12 protein-coding genes and 1 pseudogene are annotated in these 23,433 nt (G+C 41.2%); 6 read left to right on the top strand and 7 right to left on the bottom strand.

Annotated elements, in window-relative coordinates; genetic code table 11:
* Window positions 1–21: 21 nt before the first annotated feature.
* From AC0L6H_RS12850 to AC0L6H_RS12835, 4 genes are all read right to left on the bottom strand, one after another.
* The gene (locus tag AC0L6H_RS12850; protein WP_473389416.1) at window positions 22–2,529 is read right to left on the bottom strand and encodes a glycoside hydrolase family 88 protein; all 2,508 of its coding nucleotides are present in this window, start codon (window positions 2,527–2,529) and stop codon (window positions 22–24) included.
* Window positions 2,530–2,538: 9 nt separating this feature from the next.
* Entirely contained in the window at window positions 2,539–3,972 is a 1,434-nt protein-coding gene (uxaC, locus tag AC0L6H_RS12845; protein WP_473389415.1) for a glucuronate isomerase, read from the bottom strand.
* A 169-nt stretch (window positions 3,973–4,141) separates the two neighbouring features.
* Complete coding sequence (locus AC0L6H_RS12840) at window positions 4,142–5,635, bottom strand: UxaA family hydrolase (protein ID WP_473389414.1); 1,494 nt, start codon at window positions 5,633–5,635, stop codon at window positions 4,142–4,144.
* Window positions 5,635–7,101, bottom strand: a complete 1,467-nt coding sequence (locus AC0L6H_RS12835; RefSeq protein WP_473389412.1) for a tagaturonate reductase — start codon at window positions 7,099–7,101, stop codon at window positions 5,635–5,637. The genes AC0L6H_RS12840 and AC0L6H_RS12835 overlap by 1 nt, the downstream gene beginning before the upstream one ends.
* 131 nt (window positions 7,102–7,232) lie before the next feature.
* Here AC0L6H_RS12835 and AC0L6H_RS12830 point away from each other — a divergent pair, with 131 nt between their 5' ends.
* The 6 genes and pseudogenes from AC0L6H_RS12830 to AC0L6H_RS12805 all read left to right on the top strand — a co-directional run bounded on the left by AC0L6H_RS12830 (window position 7,233) and on the right by AC0L6H_RS12805 (window position 12,590).
* The gene (locus tag AC0L6H_RS12830) at window positions 7,233–7,994 is read left to right on the top strand and encodes an SDR family NAD(P)-dependent oxidoreductase (RefSeq protein ID WP_473389411.1); all 762 of its coding nucleotides are present in this window, start codon (window positions 7,233–7,235) and stop codon (window positions 7,992–7,994) included.
* A gap of 8 nt (window positions 7,995–8,002) precedes the next feature.
* A pseudogene (locus AC0L6H_RS12825) lies at window positions 8,003–8,979 on the top strand (TRAP transporter substrate-binding protein).
* Window positions 8,980–8,984: 5 nt separating this feature from the next.
* The gene (locus AC0L6H_RS12820; protein WP_473389410.1) at window positions 8,985–9,470 is read left to right on the top strand and encodes a TRAP transporter small permease; all 486 of its coding nucleotides are present in this window, start codon (window positions 8,985–8,987) and stop codon (window positions 9,468–9,470) included.
* A 5-nt stretch (window positions 9,471–9,475) separates the two neighbouring features.
* Window positions 9,476–10,768, top strand: a complete 1,293-nt coding sequence (locus AC0L6H_RS12815) for a TRAP transporter large permease (RefSeq protein WP_473394529.1) — start codon at window positions 9,476–9,478, stop codon at window positions 10,766–10,768.
* Between the two features lie 35 nt (window positions 10,769–10,803).
* Window positions 10,804–11,832 (top strand): LacI family DNA-binding transcriptional regulator, encoded by a 1,029-nt coding sequence (locus AC0L6H_RS12810; RefSeq protein WP_473389409.1) that lies wholly within the window; start codon window positions 10,804–10,806, stop codon window positions 11,830–11,832.
* Window positions 11,817–12,590 (top strand): rhamnogalacturonan acetylesterase, encoded by a 774-nt coding sequence (locus AC0L6H_RS12805; protein ID WP_473389407.1) that lies wholly within the window; start codon window positions 11,817–11,819, stop codon window positions 12,588–12,590. Before AC0L6H_RS12810 ends, AC0L6H_RS12805 begins: the two co-directional genes overlap by 16 nt.
* Window positions 12,591–12,616: 26 nt before the next feature.
* Here AC0L6H_RS12805 and AC0L6H_RS12800 read toward each other — a convergent pair whose 3' ends face one another.
* From AC0L6H_RS12800 to AC0L6H_RS12790, 3 genes are all read right to left on the bottom strand, one after another.
* Window positions 12,617–13,393 carry a rhamnogalacturonan acetylesterase gene (locus AC0L6H_RS12800; protein WP_473389406.1) on the bottom strand — a complete coding sequence of 259 codons (777 nt, stop codon included), beginning with the start codon at window positions 13,391–13,393 and terminating at the stop codon, window positions 12,617–12,619.
* A 147-nt stretch (window positions 13,394–13,540) separates the two neighbouring features.
* Window positions 13,541–20,218 carry a pectinesterase family protein gene (locus AC0L6H_RS12795; protein WP_473389404.1) on the bottom strand — a complete coding sequence of 2,226 codons (6,678 nt, stop codon included), beginning with the start codon at window positions 20,216–20,218 and terminating at the stop codon, window positions 13,541–13,543.
* Window positions 20,219–20,284: 66 nt separating this feature from the next.
* Window positions 20,285–23,347: a TonB-dependent receptor gene (locus AC0L6H_RS12790; RefSeq protein ID WP_473389403.1), complete on the bottom strand. Its 3,063-nt coding sequence runs from the start codon at window positions 23,345–23,347 to the stop codon at window positions 20,285–20,287.
* Window positions 23,348–23,433 lie beyond the last annotated feature (86 nt).

Below are 23,433 nucleotides of genomic sequence, written 5' to 3'. Positions count from 1 at the left end.
CGTCTTGATAGTTGTTTCATACTATTCAAACTCCTCAATCATGTTTGCCACTGCAATACTAGCGAAAATAAAAGGTGCATTGCCTTTAGGATCATTTCGAAATACCGGTTCGGTCATGTAATAGTAATAACTACCATCTCTTCCAAACCCCAATCCAGCGACATAACATTGATGCGTCATACTGACAGTGCCATCTGCATGAGGCAAAATAAAGGTATTGAGCATACTTTCATATGCTGAAACAACTTGCTCAGAAATGTCGATGTTCAAATAGCCTTGGCTTTGCGCGCGGGCCATAAAATACACAAACATAGATGAAGCCGATGACTCTAAGTAGTTACCCGTCGCACCTGGTTTATCCATTATTTGCCACCACAATTTAGATTCTTGGTCTTGGTAGCGTAAAAGGGTTTGTACTAAATCGTTAGCAATCCTAATTAATGGTGCCCTGAGTTCTTTTTCATTTTCAGGAATAATGTCGAGCACATCAACCACAGCCATCGCAAACCAACCAAGACCTCTAGCCCACACTTCTTGTGATAAACCGCTTTGTTTATCGGCCCAGTCTTGTTGGCGGGCCTCGTCCCATCCGTGATAATACAAACCTGTTTTAGGATCTTTTAAATATTTTTCAGTTAATTCAAATTCTTTAACGACCGTTTTTAAGCCCTTCCCCTTATTAAATTGAACTTCATATTCAGCTAAAAAGGGCAGGCCCATATATACACCGTCTAGCCACAATTGATGATCATATTTACGTTTATGCCAAAAAGCACCTTCTTTTGTGGTCGGTTGCTTGGCAAGTTGTTTACGTAATAAATCTGCGGCTAATTTGTATTTTTGTTCACCGGTTTCTTTGTAGAGAGCAAGCACAGCACGGCCCGGAGCAACACTATCGATATTAAACGAGTCAAAGGTATAGCGCTCTATGCCGCCTTTAGATGTAATAAAGGTAGACGTAATATCAAAAATAGCACTGGCGTAGCTTTGTTCACCGGTCGCTGATGATAATTTATATAGTGAATAGGGGTATAGGCCTACAATGTCATATTCAAATTTAGGTAATCGCTTACGATGCACATCCCAGTGGTTATGAGCATAGGTATCGCCCTTGCGTAATATTTCACTGTCGGCAAGCTGCTTAGCCCAAAATAAGGCGTCTTCACTTGTCTTGACTTGCTTCTTTGCATTAATTGCTAGATTGTTTTTAATCGTGACTCTTGGCAAAACAGTCTTGTTTTGTACATGTTGCTTAAGCACTTCCTCAAAGCTTTCTTTGTCAGTAATGCCGCTTTGTGGTGCCCAAAAAGCCGCAAAAGAATAAGTTAGCTCATAAGGACTATTACTACTTGGTGAATCAGTCCCCGATGGTTCCAATACGGCAATGTAATTGTTGTCATCACCGCTTAGTTTATCTAAGTCTTCTTTTTTAAACATGACAGCCATGCCTAATGGGCTGCCGTCTAAAGCTTGTGGTCCCCAACTGGCGAAATAAGAATAAGCTTTGCCTGTTATATTTACATCACCTTGCAGCAACTCAGTATCAGCATGTTTAACCACGCCAACAGCTATCTTCTTTGGGTCTTTTGTGAAAGTTAACTTGTTTTCGACCCATGGCGAAAACGCTTGCATACTTAAGCTTGAACTAAAGGACTGTTTACCTTGCTCACTTTCCCAATCGATATAGTCAATAGTAAAAGCCGAATACAGGTTGTTATTGGCTTCAATTGTGGCTTTGTGTTGGCCAACATTATTAATATAGTGCACGCTTTCATCATGCCACAAAGCAAAGCCACCTGCGCCTAAAGAGTTGCCAACTTTAAGGATATCCATTCCCCACTCTTGCTTATCGTGGTAACTCTGGTAGCCGTCTTGCCCCACATTTTGCAATACGGGCTGGCGAGTTAACTTCCCAAAAATATCGAAGCCGTTGCGCCAATCTAAATAAATCCGATAGCCTACTTGATCGGATTCAATACCTGGGCCCTCATACTTAATGTAATTGGAGTGGTCGGTGTATTGAGAAGGCGCTACAAGACTATCAACGTTAACAAACTCTCCACCCACATACTCTTGTTTATCAGAATCTGGATATTTACTGTGCTCAACCCATTCACCTTTTATTTTATGCGCAATTTCAGCTTGCGTTAGTTTTATTGAGTTAGTATCAACGCTTTGCTTTTCAACGAACTCGAGGTTTATTGTTTCAGCACTTTTTAAGGGCACATGCACAAACACGCCATCGACGTTGCCATCGAAATCTCTATCAAACATATCTGACGATAATTCAGTGCCTTTTGACAGCACTGACAACTGACCCGCAAAACTTTTTGACAAACCTAAGTCATGAAAAGAAAAATAGTGCATATTGCCTGGCCGGTCATAGTCCGACGGATTGCTAATGCTAGCTGTGGCAATAGGCGTACTTTGCTTGATCTGTTGATTTTCCTGAGCAGATTGAGTGCATCCCATTAGGGCAAAAGCTGCGCTTAATCCTAAGGTATTAACAACGTGACGATAACTATTCATACTATTCCCCTAAGCTAATTTATAGGCTTTTTTAACCAAACCATAAGTCAATTCATAAGCGATGGTTTGCGCTTCTTCAAAGCTAATTTGCTTATTCATGACAAGCTCGGATAAATATCTACAGTCAACTCTGCGCGCTACATCATGTCTAGCAGGAATCGATAAAAATGCTCTAGTGTCGTCATTAAAGCCTACCGTATTATAAAACCCAGCGGTTTCTGTGGTTTGCTGGCGAAAACGGAGCATACCTGCTGGACTATCATGAAACCACCAAGCAGGCCCAAGCTTAAGACAAGGATAATGCCCAGCTAGTGGAGCAAGTTCTCGACTATAGGTTGTTTCGTCTAGCGTAAATAAGATAATACTGAGCTTAGGATTATGGCCGTGCTTATTGAGCATAGGCTTAAGTGCATTCACGTATTCGGTTTGGCTAGGAATATCGGCCCCCTTATCTCGGCCAAAATAATCAAATACATGTTTGTTATGATTGCGATGTGCGCCAGGGTGAATTTGCATGACCAATCCATCTTCAATACTCATGCCTGCGAGCTCGGTTAGCATCTGCGCTCTAAATAACTCTTGTTCTTGTTCACTGGCCTGATTGTCTATGCATTTAGTTAATAGTGCTTGGCAATCTTCTTTCGATAAATCAGCAGTGAGGGCTGTTGGATGACCATGGTCAGTTGCCGTTGCTCTGCCATTTTCAATAAAATACTTTCTGCGTTTTCTTATCGCGTTTAAGTAGCCTTCCCAATCAGTGGTATCTTCATCAGTTAGTTTTGCTAGTGTTTGCAGGTTTTGCGTAAAATCCTCGCGACTGGCATCCACTACATCGTCGGGTCTAAATGATGTGATTACTCTTTTCTCATATCTGTTGCCTTTTAAAGCACTATGATGAGGAAGTGAATCAAGCGCACCTTCGGTAGTACAAATAAGCTCAATATTGAAACGGTCCATCAAGGATTGAGGCTTAAATTCTTCAGATGCCAGTTGACGGTTTATTTCATCATAATAGTGTTTTGCATTTTTAGAGCTCAACTTTTCAGTAAAACCAAATACTTCACTAAAGGTCGAATCCAACCAATACCCTGACGGTGTGCCCACAAACAAATAGTAGTTATCAGCAAATATCTGCCAGATTGCTTGTGGGTCAGTATCAAGATACGCATTAATATCGCCAAGCTCACCGTGCTGGGGTATACCTAGTTCTTCTAAAGTATAGCCTTGGCTGTATAGCATTCTAAACACATAGTGGTCTGGCCTAATGAGCAAGTCAGTGGCATTTTTGAAGTTATCGTTCTCATTAAACCATTTAGGATCAGTGTGACCATGAGGGCTTATAATCGGTAAGTTCTTAATGTCTTCATATAAGGCTCTTGCTACATCGATTGCTTTTTCTTCTGTGCCTAATAGTCTATCTGGATTCATAGTTAGTGCGCTCATTGTATGCACCCCTCTCTAATATTGTTTTTTTAATAAATAATCATAAACGGGTACTTTCGTCCCTTTTATTGTATTGCTTGACGGGAAAGGTATTCACCCGCGCGCGTTTCGCTTTATCTATTTGGCAGCATTTTGTATCTGCCAATAGCACTTGCTTTTGTTAAAGACGCTACAGCGTGACGCCTTTTTTCCAAATAGCGACTTCTCTAAACTCGTTGATTTCGTTTTTCACCGCTTTGCCGCTGCAGGCATCAACCAGCAACTGAGTAAACTCTTCTAAAATGGTGGGTAAATCTCTATCGACCACTAAGCGTCCTGCATCAAAATCTATCCAATGCTTTTTCTTATTTGCAAGTTCTGAATTGGTTGATATTTTAAGCGTGGGTACAAAGCCACCGTAAGGAGTACCGCGACCTGTCGTAAATAACACCATATGACAACCACAACCTGCTAGGGCACTGGTTGCGATTGCATCATTACCTGGGGCATTTAGTAAGTTAAAGCCTGGTTGCGATATTATTTCTCCGTAGTCTAGTACTGCTTGAACAGGACTACGCCCCGCTTTTTGAGTACAGCCTAAGGACTTATCTTCTAAGGTTGTAATGCCACCTTTTTTGTTACCCGGTGATGGATTTTCATAAATAGGCTGATTATGTTCTTTGTAATATCTCTTAAAACCGTTAACCATGGCGACTAAATCATCAAAGGTTTTCTTGTCTTTACAACGACGCATGAGAATTGTTTCAGCACCAAACATTTCAGGAACTTCAGTAAGTACCGTGGTACCACCGCGCGCAATAATGTAGTCTGAAAACATGCCAAGCATTGGGTTAGCAGTTATGCCTGAGAGGCCGTCACTGCCGCCGCATTCAAGTCCAAATTTAACTTCCGAGAGCTTGCCTGGCTCGCGTTTATCTTCTTTCATTACTTGATAGATTTCATTGAGCATTTCAATGCCAGCTTCAACTTCATCTTCAACATGCTGGGTTATCAAAAATTTGACTCGATTAGCATCTGTCTCTTTATGAATGCCTAATCTAAATTCTGAAACTTGGTTATTTTCGCAACCTAAACCAACAACCAATACACCGCCTGCATTTGGGTGGCGCGCCATGTTTTGTAATAGTACACGGGTCGTCTGTAAATCATCACCTAATTGTGAGCAGCCAAATTGATGCGGAAATACATGCACGCCATCAATGCCTAAGTCAGGATGCTGCTTTAAAAAACGGTCAGCCATGTGTTTCGCCATACCGTTTACGCAACCGACCGTTGGGATTATCCAAAGCTCGTTTCTAATCCCTATATTGCCGTTTTCGCGTCGGTATATTTGTACTTCTGGTGAATCATCTTCTTGAGCAAAAACAGATATTTCTTCTGGGGCGTACTCGTATTCTAGTTCGTCACTCAGATTCGTTTTAATGTTATCTGTGTGTATCCATTCACCACATGAGATGGGTGAAAGTGCATAGCCAATTGGAGCACCGTATTTGATGACGTTAGCTTTTTCAGATATGTCACAAATTGCTATTTTGTGACCTTTGTCTATATCTGTTTGACACTCAATTTGGTCTTCACCGACGCTGAGAGTCTCGCCTTTTTTGAAATCTTTCAGAGCGATTACGACATTATCACTCGTGTGTAGTTGAATAAATGCTTTCATTATACTTCACCTTTGTCTAAACAAACGACGATGCGTTGCTCAATCCCCTTGTCGAGAATTGATTGCAAATGAGTTGTCACCGTACTTAGCATGTCTGGGATCTCTAACAAATTTGTGTCCCAATGTTGCTTGTCTGCTAAAATCTCAGTGACTAATTGTTCAGTTGATATATCTCCAGCATCATGTTGCTGCCATAATTTGGAGAACAAGGACATCCACTTTTCATCGTCAGTTAGGGTAAATGTTAAGTCATTAAACTGCCCCTTATACAACAAAATCTGGGCGGCCAGTGCCAGGCTTAACAAAGCGGGGATTTGCTTATTTTGTTCAACAAATTTGATCAATTGCGGCAATATTCGAGTTTGAAACTTAGTCATACTATTTAATGCAATTGCTATCAGATGATGCTTGATGTAAGGATTTTGGAAGCGTTTAATAACATCTCTAGCAAAAGTATTCAGCTCATCCTTAGGCAAATTCAAGGTTGGAATAATTTCATTAAAAATGGCTTGTTCAACGAATTCAGCTATTAGTTGATCATCCATTGCTTGACCAACAGTGCTAATGCCAGACAACAGTGCAACTGGCACCATCGCGGTATGAGCACCATTTAGAATAGCAACTTTACGCTGTTTATATGGATAAATGTCATCAACAACTTTTATATGTAGGTCTGATTGCTCAAGGCGCAGCATCTTTGATAATTTTTCGGGGCCCTGAATAACAAACAAATGGAAGTATTCAGAGGTTACAACAAAGTTATCTTTGTAGCCCAATTTTGAATGGATTTGCTCAATTTCGTCTTTTGGGTACCCAGTCACAATGCGATCGACTAGGGTTGAACAAAAATCATTGGCTTCATTTACCCAGTCAACGAAGGCTTGTTCAAGTGACCAAAGTTCGCAATATTTAAGCACGATTTCTTTTAACTTATCACCGTTATAATCAATCAACTCGCAAGGGATGATAATCAAGCCTTTGCTAGCGTCTCCACTGAAGTAATGATAGCGATGAAGCAACCACTGCGTTAATTTTGCAGGAAAGGCTTTGGCTGGTTTGTCATCGGGCTTGTCGGTATCAATAAATTCTATACCGGCTTCTGTCGTATTTGAAAAAATAAATTGAAGATCGGGGTTTTCAGCGAGTCGCAAATAAGCTGCAAAATCTTTGTAAATGGCAATTTCTTCGTTCACAGATTCAATTACTGTGATTTCTTCTGTAGGTTCGCCCTGTTCGTTGATGCCCCGAATAATACAATTGTACAAACCGTCTTGTGTATTCAATAATGGCAATTGATCATAGTCAATCGGGCGAATAATCGCTATCCCCGCGTTTAAATCCGTATGTTTATTCAAGTGATCGATTTGCCAATCAACAAAAGCTCTGAGAAAGTTTCCTTCACCAAATTGCATAATTTTGGTAGGGAAGTTTTGCGTTTTGATTAACGCGCGGTTTAACTGTTTCATTCCAATCTCCAATGCGATATTTTCACAAACTTTACATTAAAATGCCACCGGTAGCAACAAAACAATTGACTTTTTGCTACCGGTAGCAAACAATAGTAACGTATTATTAACAACAAGAGCAAACAATAGACATGAATAGCTTATTTAAAATAGACGGACAAACAGCATTAATCACAGGTGCTAGCCGAGGCTTAGGTCAACAAATTGCTCTCGGTCTAGCGAGTGCCGGTGCAAGCGTTATCTGCAGTAGCTCAAGAAAAGGCGGATGTGCAGAAACATTAGAACTCATCGCAAAGCAAAATGGTCAAGCCATTGAGTTAGCCGCTGATTTAAGTGATGCAAGCTCAGTCAAAGCATTGGCACAGATGGCACTAGAAAAAAGTGGTGGCGTCGATATTTTGGTAAATGTGGGCGGTACTATTTATCGGAGTCCTGCTGTTGACTATGACTATGCTCAATGGCAAAAAGTTATGCAAGTAAACCTAGATGCTAGTTTCCTATTGGCTCAAGCGCTAGCCCCTCATATGATCGCCCACAAAGCGGGAAAAATTATCAATATAGCATCTATGCTCTCTTATACAGGTGGAATTACTGTGCCTGCTTATACAGCGAGTAAACATGCTGTTGCCGGCCTAACAAAAGCACTCGCAAACGAATGGGCTCACCACAACATTCAAGTTAATGCGATTGCGCCGGGATATTTTCGCACAGACAATACCCAAGCTTTGCAAGATGATGAAGTCAGAAATAAAGAGATAGTCAGCCGCATTCCTGCCGCAAAATGGGGTGAGCCTGAAGATTTAGTAGGAGCGACAATCTTTTTAAGTTCAAGTGCGAGTAATTACGTTAACGGCCATATTTTAGCTGTTGATGGTGGCTGGCTGGCTCGATAGGAAAAGTGATGAAAACTAAAAAGTACCCACTTGCATTTATTCTTTTTTTAAGCACATTACTGCTTAGCTGTGCTGATAAGAAGGAAACGTTGACCTTAACCTTAGGCCATACATTAGATACGCGCCATGTTGTTCATAAAGCCATGGTATTTATGGGTGAACGCTTAGACGAATATTCAAATGGCAGTATGGAATTGGTTATTTATCCAGGCGGTCAATTAGGCTCTGAACGCGAAATGATCGAACTTTTACAAATTGGTAGCTTGTCGATGACGAAAGTATCAGCCAGCCCACTTGAAGGTTTTGTTCCCGAAATGAAAGTGTTTAGTATTCCCTACTTAATGCGCAACAGAGAACATTTTTGGCGCGTGCTAAATGGCCCTGTAGGACAAGGCTTATTGAAAAAAACAGAATCTGCAAGATTAAAAGGCATGGCTTATTATGATGCCGGCAGTCGTAGCTTTTATACTTCTGGCGCGGCTATTGAAAGTCCTGCGGATTTAAACGGAAAAAAATCAGAGTACTCAATAGTCCAACGGCTATAGCGATGGTACAAGCGCTAGGCGGCGCGGCCACACCTATCGCATGGGGTGAATTATACGCGGCAATCCAACAAGGCGTTGTTGATGGCGCAGAAAACAACCCTCCAAGTTATTATTTGTCACGCCACTATGAAATTGCACCCTATTACACTCTTGATGAGCATACTTTTGTACCAGACATTATTTTAGCCAGTCTACCCGTTTGGGATGATTTAACCGAGCAGCAACAAGGCTGGTTAAGTCAAGCCATGGCAGATTCAGTCGAGTATCAAAAGTCTCTTTGGCAACAAGCCTCAGACGACGCATTGCAAGCCGTAATAGCCGAAGGTGTCACTGTCATCTACCCTGACAAAAGTAAGTTTCAAGACCAAGTAGAGGTCTTTCATCAGTCTTTTGCTGATACCCCTGTCGCTGCCACCATGCAAATAATAAAAGAGATGTAATACATATGCTAAATTCACTCGTTCAAGGCATTCACAATATTATACAGAAGTTGCTCATTATCATGATGCTTGCCATCGTGCTCACGGTGACTTGGCAGGTATTTTCTAGGTTTATTCTACAAACGCCTAGCTCCTTCACTGAAGAGCTTTCTAGATTCTTACTAATTTGGATTGGGGTATTGGGTGCGTCATACGCTTATTTCACGCGAGCACATTTAGGCTTAGATCTTTTTGTGACTAAACTACAGCCAAACAATCAGCGCATAGCCAAAATTCTAAACGAAATAGTGGTCATTATTTTTGCCCTACTAATACTGGTTTATGGTGGACTCTCATTAGTATTGCTTACCTTAGAGCTAGAACAGAGATCAGCGACTTTAGGTATACAAATAGCATGGGTATACAGTGTTTTGCCCTTATCTGGATGCTTAATAAGCTTGCATACAATTAACAATTTAATACACCTAATTAAACTTACAGGAGAAGTATAGTGGATATGTCAGCAATTGTTTTATTATGTGTGTTTTTTGGTCTATTGGTCCTTAATGTCCCTATTTCTATTTGTATCGCACTGGCCACTTTGGCTGCATTTGTGTTGCATATAGACTTTTCACCCGCAACGACAACCATTGCCCAACAACTCGTTGGTGGTATAGACAGTTTTGCACTTTTAGCCATACCTTTTTTTATTCTATCTGGCTTAATTATGGGCCAAGGCGGCATCGCCAAAAGGTTGATTGATTGTGCCATGGCCCTGATAGGTTCATTACCGGGTGGCTTAGCATTGGTTAATGTAATGTCCTGCATGCTGTTTGGCGCAATTTCAGGTTCAGCCGTGGCGGCAACCTCGGCTATTGGCAGTTTTATGATACCTGAAATGAAAAAACACGGTTATGACGAAAACTTCTCAGCAGCGGTAACAGCCTCAGCGGCAACAACCGGAATGCTTATACCGCCCAGCAATATACTGATAATATATGCAATTGCCAGCGGTGGTGTTTCCGTAGCCGCTTTATTTGTAGCCGGCTATTTGCCCGGCATTTTAGTGGGCCTTGCTCTAATGGTAGTTTGTGCTGGTTTTGCGATTAAGAATAAGTATCCAATACAAGCAAGATTACCAATAGGTATTGCATTACAAAAAATTATCGCCGCCCTTCCGTCTTTATTTTTAATATTTATTATTATTGGTGGCATTATTGGTGGCGTATTTACGGCAACCGAAGCTGGCGCTGTAGCAGTGCTCTACGCATTTGTACTGGCTGTGTTTATTTATAAAGAAATACCGCTTAGCAAGTTGCCCGAAATTTTACTGAAAGCCTGCGAAACAACAGCCATCGTGATGTTAATTATTGGTGCATCATCAGCCATGTCGTGGCTTTTATCCTACGCTCATATACCACAAACGATAAGTGACTTTTTCCTTACGCTCAGCGACAACCCCATTCTTATATTATTGATGATCAATTTAATATTGATCGTAGTGGGCGCTTTCGTTGATATGACCCCTGCGGTATTGATATTTACACCAATATTTATGCCGGTAGCGATGGAAATGGGTATGTCACCCATTCAATTTGGAATTATGTTAGTGCTTAACTTATCTATAGGGCTAGTATCGCCGCCTGTGGGGAGCGTACTGTTTGTCAGCTGTGCGGTAGGCAAAACCTCTATACACAAAATTATTAAACCCATGATCCCTTTGTACTTTGTTATGTTTGCCGTGTTAATGCTAGTCACTTATGTGCCTCAAGTAAGTGAAGTATTACCTAGGTTTTTCAATTTGTTGTAGTATATTAACAATAAAAATAAACAAGGGAACTAGCTGTGCAAAAAACCAATATAACCATCAACGATATTGCTCGTTTGGCGCAAACTTCAAAACGAACAGTATCTAGAGTATTGAATGGTTCACCTTTGGTGGGCAAAGCCACTTTGGAGCGCGTACAGAGCGTCATAAAAGAATACAATTATCAACCAGACAAACAAGCTCGTGGTTTAGCGTCTAAACGGTCTTATTTAATAGGGATTATTTATGACAATCCAGATGCTCTGTATATCGACCAAGTGCAACGGGGTGTATTAAATGTATGCAACGCCGTTGGCTACGAGCTAATTATCCACCCTTGCCAATGGAATAAAGAAAATTTTATTCAAGACTGTGAAATGTTTATCCAGCGCTCTGGGGTTGAAGGCGTTATTATTCTACCGCCTGTATCTGAAAGCAATAAATTGGCGCGCGTCTTAGCAGATAGAGAATTTCCTTATGTAAGAATTGCCTCATCTGAATTAGACAGCAAAGAAAAGATCGTAGTGTCTAAAGACCGACTAGCCATGAGCGAAATTGCAAACCACTTTGTAGAACTCGGGCATAAAAACATTATGATGATCACCGGCCCACAAAAGTTTACTTCGTCACAAGAACGTTTAGAAGGTTTCGTTACCGCACTAGAAAAGAAAAAAATTACATTGCTAGACGAGCATATCGTCGAAGGCTTAAATACCTATCAAAGTGGAATCGAATGGGCAAAAACCATACTTTCTATGGAAAACCGCCCCACCGCAATTTTTGCTAACAATGATGAAATGGCGGCAGGCGTGATCAAAGTAGCAAGCGACATGAATATTTCCATTCCGGATGAACTTTCTGTTGCTGGCTTTGATGATAACTTATTTGCCAGTCGTATTATTCCGTCTTTAACGACCATAAAACGACCTGTAGAAGAAATGGCGACCTCTGCTGCCAACAAGCTCATGAGTAGTATTAATCCTAATTTTTCAAAGCCTGAATCAACAACGCAAGTCAAACCTTATTTAATCAAACGGGAGTCAACCGGAAAATGCGTAGAAAAATAGTTGTTTTAACCCTTAGTCTATTATTAATGTCCAATTTAGCTAACGCAGCGGATGAAATATCGATTTATATGGCTGGGGATTCAACTATGTCTATCAAAGATCCAAAAGACTATCCTGAAACCGGCTGGGGCGTGCCCTTCGCAACTTTTTTTGCCGATAACATAAAAGTTGTTAATTTAGCCAAAAATGGCCGCAGTACAAAAACTTTTCAATCAGAAGGATTGTGGCAAACAATCATAGATGACTTAAAAGCGAATGATTTTGTATTTATTCAATTTGGTCACAATGATCAGTCAATAAGTAAAAAAGAACGCTACACAACGCCTGAACAATACAGCAATAACTTGCAACTTATGATTGACCAAGTTAAGGCAAAAAAAGCCAATCCTATACTATTATCGCCCGTCTCTCGCCGCCATTTTGACACTGACGGTACATTAAAAAGAACCCATCCATACGCCGACAATGTAAGAAAGCTTGCTAAAGCCAACCCTAGCGTGTTGTTTATCGATATGGAAAATATTAGTCACGATTGGCTCACTCAACTGGGCGATGCAGATTCAACGATTAGATTTATGCACATAAAACCCAATACTCACCCCAATTATCCAAATGGGGTAAGAGATGACACTCATTTTAATGAATTAGGCGCCAGAGAAGTAGCCCAGTTAGTTTTAAAAGAGTTAAGAACACACCAGCATAAATTAAGTAAACACTTAAGAGACGTCGATCCTAAGCATTTAAAAAATAGTTATTAAAAGACCCGGCGCCAAAGGTCTCTACACTAATCGTTTTTATGGGCTAGTTGCGCCAACTCACTGTTAAAATGCAAAGTAAAGACTTGAACATGTTTTTGCGTTGCTTCATTTACCACCAGTTTTGCTATTTCAAGCGCACCAAACTTTGAAAAGTGCGTTTTATCAGTCTTTCCCTCTGGGAATCTGGGATGTTCACCTGGTTTAACGCTCATATATAAATCTGCGGATTTTCCGGGCCCATATTCAAGCAATAATTGTGAGCTAGAGCGCATTAAGTCAATCAGTGCTACCTCCATATTAGCTGCCACATCGCGGACAATGCTGGGATAAATTCCATGTGCATCTTTTAGCTTTCCTTCGTTATCGAAATAGCGACGCATCACTGGTGTAACAAGAATTGGAAAGGCATGGCGTTGCCTAACGTCATTTACAAATTGTATTAAGTTCTTCTTATAATCAACCGGCGCGGTATAGCGTTTTTGTTTTTCAAACGACGCATCGTTGTGGCCAAATTGAATGACTACCCAGTCGCCTGGTTTGGTGTCCTTTATTAGGTCTTGCCAGCGATTTTCACTGATGAAGGTTTTGGTGCTACGACCCCCTTTTGCGCGGTTATCTATTTTTAGTCCTGAATCTTCTTTGAGTAATTTAGGAAGTAACTGCCCCCAACCAAAGTCAGGACCACGCAAAGGATCTACATCTTGCATGGTTGAATCTCCTGCCAAAAACAGTGTACTTGCGTAACAGGGTTGCACTAGTAATAGCGCTATTATTAGTAGAGAAAGGCTTATTTTAATATTCATTATGTATCCAAAAGCGGGTTAAGTAAAACGCGCATGATATAACTGCGTAAATAAAAGAGGGATGATGCATCGCTGCTTCACCCCTATCGTTTTGTATATGATGCAAGCACAGCTAAAATACGCTAACTGTACTTGTCTACCTGCCACTTATTTAGGTGTAATTAATAAATCATCTATCGTCACAGTGATATTACTTTCTGTTCTTAATTGAATAAACGAAGTTGCTGTGCCAACAGGCACATCTACCGTTATCGTTTGACCAATTAAAGGCGTAAGTTCAGACAAAGTACCCACAGTAATTTTTGAAGAACCACCGTGAATTGATTTACCGCTGCTTGATGTATTGTTATCAATATATACAAAGAAGCCTTTTTCATCCCCTTGAACGTCAATCAAAGTAAAGCTAACCGTAGCCCCATTTGATAAATCCAAGACGCCTTCAGGTGATGTTAAATCAGAAGTATCTTCACTTCCTGCATCACCAATCGTGAAGCGTCCGCCACTGCTGCCGCCAATGACTAATTGGCCATTAACAGGGTCTACATTACCGCCCGTTCTGGTATAGAAAGGAGCAGTGCTATCATCTGGTAAAGATTTATAGTCCGCGCTAAAGAAAGTGTCTCTGTCTGCGGCTGAGAAATCTTCAGCCCAACCATTCACTTTTGGCGTAATGACTAGGTCATCTATGGTTGCTAGCACATTGCTTTCAGAACGTATCTGAATGAAAGACATAGCTGTACCTAAATCAGTGTCAACAGTAATCATCTCACCAATACGCGGTATTAATTCAGAGACGGTACCAATCACAATCTTAGAATCGCCACCATGAATTGAAGCTGAACTGCTTGACGTATTATTATCAATGTAGACCATAAAGGATTTATCACTTCCTGTTGAATCCACAAGCGCGATATCAACAAGGGTAAAGGTAATAGTCACACCAGCAGATAAATCTAAGGTTCCATTAGGCGCTACTTCATTGGCGGTATTAACGCCTAATGCGGCATCAATATCACCAATAGTAAAGCGTCCACCACTTGACCCACCAATAACCAATTGACCATCTACAGGGTCAACACCACCACCGGTTCTTACATAAAGAGGTGCTGTGACATCTGTTGACAATGATTGATAATCCGCACTAAAGAAAGTATCTCTATCAGCAGCTGAGAAATCTTCAGTTAAAGAACCTGTCGCTGGCGTTTCACCACCACCACCATCACCACCGCCCTCGATTTCTGGAATATCATCTTGAGTTTGATCAATGATACCTACACCCACATTAGCTAAAACGTAGTTCTTAACATCAGCCGTATCCATTAGGTGATCTTGATAATCATAACTGACTTCATAAGAAGAGGTAGATTGGCCATTTTCAAGTTCTAGTGAATTTTCGCCACTGCCAAAGGTATTTGCAGGTGAATATGTGACGTTAGTAAACTCGTTACCACGTACATTCCAGTAGCCCGGTTCTGCTGAGTCCATCGTTACAACTGGGTTTTTTACGTTCTCAAATACGTTGTTTTCTATCAGTATTTCCGCACCCATACGAGTATTTATAGCTGAGCCCGTAATATTATAGAAATAGTTATTGTAAATGTGAGCATAACCAAATCGAAACAGCGGTGCACGTGATGACAAATTAGCAATATAGTTATGATGCCAAGTAATGTAGCGGTCACCCTTCTCTTCTATTGCATCGCTTGAACCATTCAACATCCCTTTATGATGGTTGTGAATATGATTGTATGAAATGGTGATATTTCTCGCGTTATAGCGCGAGTCGATCAAGCCATCATACAAGTCTTTATCCACATTTAATGAGCCATAAAGTTCATTATGGTCAATCCAAATTTGCATGGTATCGTCTTGCCCCTGATCGCTTTGGATACCAATTGCATCGCCAAATCCGGCAGGAACCTCATGGATTTTTAAGTTACGCACAATGATATTTTTCGCACGTTCAATTTGCAGACCAATCCCAGCAAACTCACCTTGAGTACCAACACCAATTATGGATACGTCTTGCATATCTTTAATCGGAATACTGCGGTTAGTATCACCTGAGTTAGCTGCAGTAATGGTACCTGCAATATACACGGTAACGGGCATTGAATTGGTCTTAGCTTCTTCAAGTGCTGCGATTAAGTCTAAACCATTGTCAACCGTAACAATCGTGCCGCCAGCGCCACCAGTAACTTCACCTAATTCTCCAGCAAAGCCGCCATCGCCCTGAGCTTCAGTGTCAACAACAACGGGAGCGTCAAGGGGTTGAGGATCCCAACCCTGACCACCATTATAGCTAGCAAATACTTCTGCACGAGTCGCATACGGTGCGTTAGCTAGTGTAGTTTCAGCTGTAGCATTGCTAACACGACCACTTATGTCCAGTAGATTACCTTGCAAGTCCATGCTGCCATATTCGCGCCAGCCAGAGGTTGCATCAGCGCTTACAGGATTAGGTATTGGCGAAATGTGCCAACCTTCGCTTATCATATGCGGCCCGAGTTTGTTATTAATCAATACAATATTATCGTATAAATCACCCACACCTGCGCTACGTGCAATGTAAGTTGAATTGTCTTGTACGCCATTACCTAAAGGCCCAGGACCAGAAGTAAACTCGTTATTCAAAAATACAAAGCCAGGATAAGATGGGTCTTGAATACGCGCCTGTAGCACGTAGCCACCACTAGAATCACTTGGCGCATTCTTAGAGTCACCTATACTTCTAATTTCACTATTTTCAAATAAGGTCGCTACGCTATAACCCCAAATGAAATCAACGTTACCGGCAATAAGTGAATTATAGAACCAGTTGTATCCCTTCATTAGCAAGGTATCTTGCTCGCTGATAAAGTTCATGTTGTTGGCGATTAATCGGTAGCTACTATTAAAGTAGATAGTTTCAGCTTGGTCGCCAGAACCCGTGCGTGTATGTGTGTTTTTCAGCGTAAAGTTATTTAGCACTAAGTTATCTGCACTTTCAACTAAGAACACACCACGCGAGCTAGAGCCACCATTAAAGCCTTCAGAGTTATCATACTGAACAATGGTGTTTTCGCGGCTTTCGCCTTGAATGGTTAGGTTATTTTTATTACGTAAAAACAACAGCTCATTGTAAACACCCTCTTTAACAGTAATCGTCATCGCGGTATTTTTATCAGTCATTGCATAGTTTAATGCACCTTGCAATGTTCTAAAGTCAGCAAAACCGTCATCATCAACAGTGATATCAGTAGTGCTTGGAGCTGCTTCTTTTGTGGTAAAGGTCCAATTAGCAGCCGATCCGATGCCGTCAAAATCAACACCATTAATAGCTGTACCCGTCGCTACATCGTTACCCACAACAATACGGTAAGTCTTGTTATACTCTAGTACACCGTCTGCTGGTTTGATTGTTAGTGTATTACCTTCAATCATAAATGGACGATAATTCAAGTCACGAGTTTTCCCCGTAATTTGCGCTACACTTTGGCCTAAAGATGTAGTGTCACCAGACACTTTTATCTCATCAACCACTTCATCAGTAGTGACATCAAATATTCTAACCACACCAGAAACACCGAGGGTTGGCGCAGTATCAAACTCAAGCATAATGCTTGTATCAATGTACTGTGCTTGTGAACCTGGAATAGGTACAACTTTAGTTGCTAAGTCACCATACAGTGTTGATGACTCATTAAATGCAGGCCCAATATCCAAGTCAATTTGACGGATAACAGAAGCATCTGAACCAGCGCTTAAATAGAGTGTTGCCGTACCCTCTTTAAGCGGCGTGATGGTTACCGTGTTACCGTTAACTTCAACTGTTGCAACAGAAACGTCAGATGATTCTGCGATAAAGGTGTCAGGCGTTACGCCATCTTTTTGAACAGCATTGACAGTAAATACCAATTGGTCGCCTAAAGCACTACCTGTCCAGTTGCTTTGTGTTAAATCAGTGCTTAGTAAAACAGGCTTTACTGTTGCGTCACCTATTTTTAAATCATCGATTTCAAAAGAACGATTGTTAGTAAATAGACCAATCAAACCTTTAGCAGTCAATGTAGTATCGGTGTGGGTACCCATTTTTTCACCATCAAGGTAAAGGCTGATGTCACTGCCAAGGACTTCATAGCGCACGGTATACCAAACACCATCTTCAGTTGCGTCTTTTTCACCTAAGAATAAAGGAACTCTTGATTGCACTGGACGACTCAAACTACCATCAAGGTTAACAGCAACCTCGACTTGAGTAGACGTAGATGCATTTTGTAGATTTAAACCTGCACCGTACCAGTTGTCTTCATCTTGATAACGACCTAACACATACAACTGTTTATTTCTGGTTGTGCTATTTTGACGAGGACGAATTTTCATCTCAACAAAATAATCCGCGCTAGGTACATTCGACATCACTGAATCTTTAAGTGTTGCCAGTACGCCACCTTCGCTACCTGCAGTGTATCTCATCACTTTGTTGCCGCTTGCTAATTCAAGTACATCAAATACACCATCATTAGAACCTGCATCTAAATCCCAATCGTCTAAATTACCGTCGGCAAAATCATCACAATAGTAAACTTCGTCTGCAGCGTTGTCACAACTAAACGTAGGTGCTTCAAAGGGATTCAAGTACTCTATTCGTAAGTTGTTAAATTCAACAATAGAATCACCTTCTGTACGTAGCTGAATAAACGAATTGGCTGTGCCTATTTCACCTGGGATAGTTAGCGTGCCAAGAGGCACCGAGCTTGCGGCTTCGTTGTATATACGAGAAGACCCACCATGTTGCGAATTCGCACTACCTGAGGTGTTGTTATCAATATAAACTTGAAACTTCTTGCCTGCTGTTGGCTCTTGAACTTGAATAATATCCATTACAATATTGTAAGGTTTAGATAAATCAAACACGCCAACAGTCGCTGTTTCTTCTGCCGTAGTTTCATACAGTGTTTCTGTATTACCAATGGTAAATCGACCGCCACTTAGCATAAGGCCATTGTCGGTAATTTCTACGGTACCACCTGTTTTAAAGAACATGGGATCTGCTTGACCACTTGCATCTACTGAGCCATCAATAGCGAGTGTACTTGAGTCAAATAAATCGCCTGTGACGGTGCTAAAATCAAATGAAAATGGTAAATCAACAGATACGTCTGAATCATTGGGACCGGTAGGTTCTGTTGGTGTGTCAGGCTCGCCAGTGGAGCTAGCTACGGTATCAATCACTAAATTATCGATAGTGATTAAAGAGCCACCTGCCGCACGAAACTGAATAAATGAATTGCTCGAACCTGCATAAGCGTCACCTTCGTAGGTAAATGTCACTCTCTCACCTACGGTAAAAGTAGGAAGTGAAGCACCTAAGGTAAACAAACCACCTTCTGTTGTCTCGCCGGTAGCTAAATCAATTTGTACCATTTTCGAAATATCGCCATGTAATGACTGAGATTGCGACGCCGTATTGTTGTCAGCATAAAAGTAAAAATTACCGGTTTCACTTGCAGCAATGACATCAAAGGAAATGGTAAAACCTTCACTTAAGTTATAAATTCCTGAGCCAGTGGTATCAGCGGCAGTAGTTGTGCGTCCAGGCGTAGTGTTACCAATAGAAATTCTATCGCCATTAAATTCAAATTGACCATCTACAATTTCTGGTGAACCGCTGATGACTGAATACAGTGCACCACTAGATAAGTCTTGGCTTAAGCGTTTGTGGTTAGAAGAAAAGAAGTTTTGTGTATCGGTATTAAAATCTTCTTTTAATTCGATAGACAGCTCTTCTGCTGCTTGCTCTAAATCGATAATCAGTGCATCTTTGACCGTCTCTGAAAATGCGACTTTATTAACATTGCGTTCATCTACCGCATCACAGTTAGCAACTATAGATGCCACGCCCATGCTGTCATCTGCGGCGCAAATACTGTATACCTGAGATTGCGTGTCAAACGCTAAAGAGACAAGATATTTAGTCGAACTAGTGTCGCCATCCATATAGGTCATAGCAAGCACTCTGCGTCCAAATACAAACTCATAAGTGCCGCTTTGTGTTACTGTGCCATCTACACTAATGCTATAAGTGCCTTTTTTGCCAGCAACGGCATTTGGGTCGTTATCGTCTAACTCATCAGGCGTAAAGGTGACAATTTGATCTATAACTTCTGCATTTCCAATGAAGGGGTTAAAGACTTCTCCACTAAACAGACTTAAATCAAAAGCGCCACTCGATACATCACCAAAATCGTTTTCTAAGGTATTAACAAAGTGTGCAACCGCGTCATCAAAGGATGTCATAGTGCGATCAGGAATAGCTTGGGCCAGCCAAGGCTCAATGGCAGCCGCAAAATCTTCTGGTGAGCGATTAAAGAATTCAGCAACCGTTTCACCGTCATTTAACGGCATATTCGCAACTGAAGATGCCGCTGGCGTAATTTCAATTCCATTTGTCGGATCGCCATCTACATCCAATGATTGCAACAAACGCGCTAAATTAGCCACTTGTGGTGCAACCGGATTGTCGGTAGTAAAAAAACTCAACGGCGTTACAAAGTTTTTAGGTGATATTTCAGGCAATTTAAAATTGTCACCAATTTTAAAGATTATGCGGTCGCCCCTAAGATACTCAAAGTTGCCGTCAGCATCAGTCGTACCTGTTACGACGACTTCGTCATCAATATTTTTTCTATCAAACTCAAGGCCACTAACTGGGCTATCTACAAACTGCCCTGAAAGCGCTGGTGGCAGCGGTTCTGTTACATTCTTTTCAACTTCAAGACCACAGCCAAATAGCAGTGATGCACTAACAATAGTGCTTATAAACGATATTTTAAATTTCATCATAAATCCTCTATCTAGCGCCTAGCTTTACACTAGGCGCAGGTCGCTTGCATAAGTAAGCGTTTTTTCTTAATAGAATTTGTAATTCACGCCAACTTGCAACGTACGGCCGTATTCTTCTCGCTGGTACAAGACGTTACCACCACTTAACTCGTTACCTTCAAAGTATCTAAGGTCAACATTGTCAGTTAAGTTGATTGCATCAAAGTAAACAGATAAGTTTTTGCTGACGTCATAAATCGCCTTAAAATCTAGCGTTTTAAGACCAGACTGATATTGATCAGACCAAATTCGGCAGTTTTCTGCGCTGTTGAGTTCTTCCCCTTCTGGACACGCACCAATTTCTTCCAAAATGTCAGAGCGGTAGTTAGCAATCAAACGAACACTTAAATCATCATTTTCCCATCCAAGGGTTAAGTTGGCCGTGGTGTCAGCTTGGTCTGGTAAAACGATGCTGCCTTGACGCACAGTGGGATCTATTTTGGCTTCACTGGTTTGAATGGTCGCATTACTTTGAATAAAGAAGCCCGAATCAAAAAATTGGTTGTAACTTAATTCAACCCCATACACCTTCGCTGATTCGCCGTTTAGTGTCATGTTGATGTTTGCAAGGGTTTGTTCTTGCGGGATGATAAATTCAGTCACTTGACCAATCGGCAATGATATTGGCAAGGTATCAAAACTGCCTCTTGTGCCACGGGCGTCAACGATAAAGTCTTTAATATCCTTATAGAAGATAGCCGCTTCCATAAAGAGATCTTCAGATTGATACCAACTGATTGATGCATCATAGTTAGTCGCCGTCATCGGAATAAGATTTGGGTTACCAATGTCAATGCTGTTGCCAGGGGCAAGAGTATAATCTTGCAAATCCAAAGCTGAGTAATTTGCAAAGTCATCAGGGTCATCATAGCAATCAGGGTTTTCATCAGTGCTTCCGGGTGAACACAAAAACACACGGTCATCCATTCGCGCAAATGCACGGCTTTGGCTGAAAGAAGGCCGCGTATAACTGGTCCAAATTGCGCCACGTACTAACAAATCATCTGTTGGTTCGTAACGTAAGTGAAAGCTTGGGAAAAACTCGCTGTACTTGATTGATGCTTCTGGGAGCGGTTGGAAAACATCAACCGCAGAACCTGCAAATGAAAATTCATCGTTGCGAATGGTCATAAAGCCTGTTGATGCATATTCGGTTTGAACATAACGTACACCTGTAATTAAGGTGACATTTTCTGCCAACTCCATTTCGCCCATCACATAAGCTTCTTGAGTATCTTCGGTTAACTCATAGTCATTGGCTAAACTAACGTAACCTTGAGTGCCCGATGTAGCGATGTCTTTGGTATATTCAATTGAATCAATTAAATAATTGAGCGCATCTTGGCTCACAAATGGATATTGGAAATCACTATTTTTGGGGATAGCTACATCAAAACCAAAATCACTGACAATATTTTCATGGTTTGCACCAATTGCGCTAGTACATACTGTATCACCCTCATTACAATAGCTAGTTTCAGGCACATAGCTCCAGCGATTCTTATCAGTAACATGGTCACGATTACTGCCAGCGATACCGGCTTTTACGTAATATAGCCAGTCAGAATCGATAAAGTCATACTGCACGTCGAAGTTAAATGTTTTTATTTCATCGGTGCGTGTACTGCCTTCTAAGAACACATTGTCAAACTGTATATTGGCGGGGTTGTTGATGTCACCACTGGTTGCGTTACTCGTCGCAGTTGGCGTTTTTGTTAAACCAATTCCATAAATATCATTGTTATTATTCGGATCGATATCCGTTGAATAACTTGGATTAATAATGCCCAAATCTGTACGATAATTTAAAACGTCTTCTTGTGACAATATACGCGCATCAATACGGTCACTACTACCGCGCCCATAAATGATTAAATCACGTTCTCTAAATTGTACGCGGCGGTCTCCGGTGCCATCCTCTACCGCTTTAGAATTAGTTACATCGTATTCTATAGTCCAGGCTTCGCCTAATTGATGCTTACCACCGAAGTTAAATGTAGTGGTCTCTTTCTTTGAAGTTTGAATGAAGAATTGGTGCTGCAAATCCGCATCTGATACGATAAATTCTTTGGTCTGGGGATTAACGTAAAGCGTTTCACCGGTGCTGCCGCCGCCAGAGGTAAAACGGTAAAATTCGCGGTAAGCGACATCTTCATCGGTATAGTCAACATAGTTGCCACGCAAGTAGAACTGGTTTGCATCGTTGGGCCTATATTCTATATTAAGGGCCGCCGTATTTCGGGTTCTATCAGCTAACTCTTGGCGAATTTCGTATTCTTGAGGACCTAAAATTCTATCGACATCATCAACACTATAATCAATGACATTCCCTACGCTGCCATTTTCGTTAACTTCAAATACAGGCTGACCAAAATCTTGTTGGTAAAACTGCATGTTGTTTGAGCTATGGTGACGTTGTTCATTAACAACTGAGCTGCGGTCTTCACGCGATAACACAAAGCCTAAACCAATCTTTTTATCAAACAAAAACTGGGTGCCGTCTACGGTAAATTTAGGAGAGTTGGCCTCACGTAGCTCTGAATAAGAATTTTGCGCTTTTAGTTTTAAAGTATTTTTTCCACGCTCATAAGCTGATATCGCTTTTACGTTTACCGCACCACCAATAGAGTTTAAGTTCATATCTGGTGTTAAGGTTTTAAATACTTCAATTGACCCTAGCGCATCACCTGTCAGCGCATCGAGCCCAATTTTACGCTCATCACCCATACCTGCCATTTGTGAACCGTTCATGTTGACAGACACAAATTCAGGGCCTAACCCTCGTACGGTAACAAATTTGCCTTCGCCCTCTGAACGTTGCAGCGTGACACCAGGCATACGGCGAAGCGATTCAGCGACGTTTTGGTCAACAAAGTTGCCCAAATCATCGGTTGAGACCACCGAACTAAATTGTTTTTTCTCCCGTTCAAGCAAGCGGGCTTTTTGATCACTATATTGAACTCCTGTCACTTCAATAACTTCAACAGCCTCTTCTTCTTTCTTTTCATTTTCAGTTTCTGCTTGCATTGCATGAACCGGATAATTCACTGCAATTGCGAGAGCAAAAGCATTTAATTTCCAATGCTTCATATTTTAGTCCTACCAAGTTAGTTGTAAGATTAGCTTATAAATTCTCATTGCCACCGGTAGCAAACAATATCACTTTTATTTTTACG

This window comes from Glaciecola sp. G7-5 (genome assembly GCF_055808975.1).
This window is presented reverse-complemented; position numbering and strand designations above follow the sequence as displayed.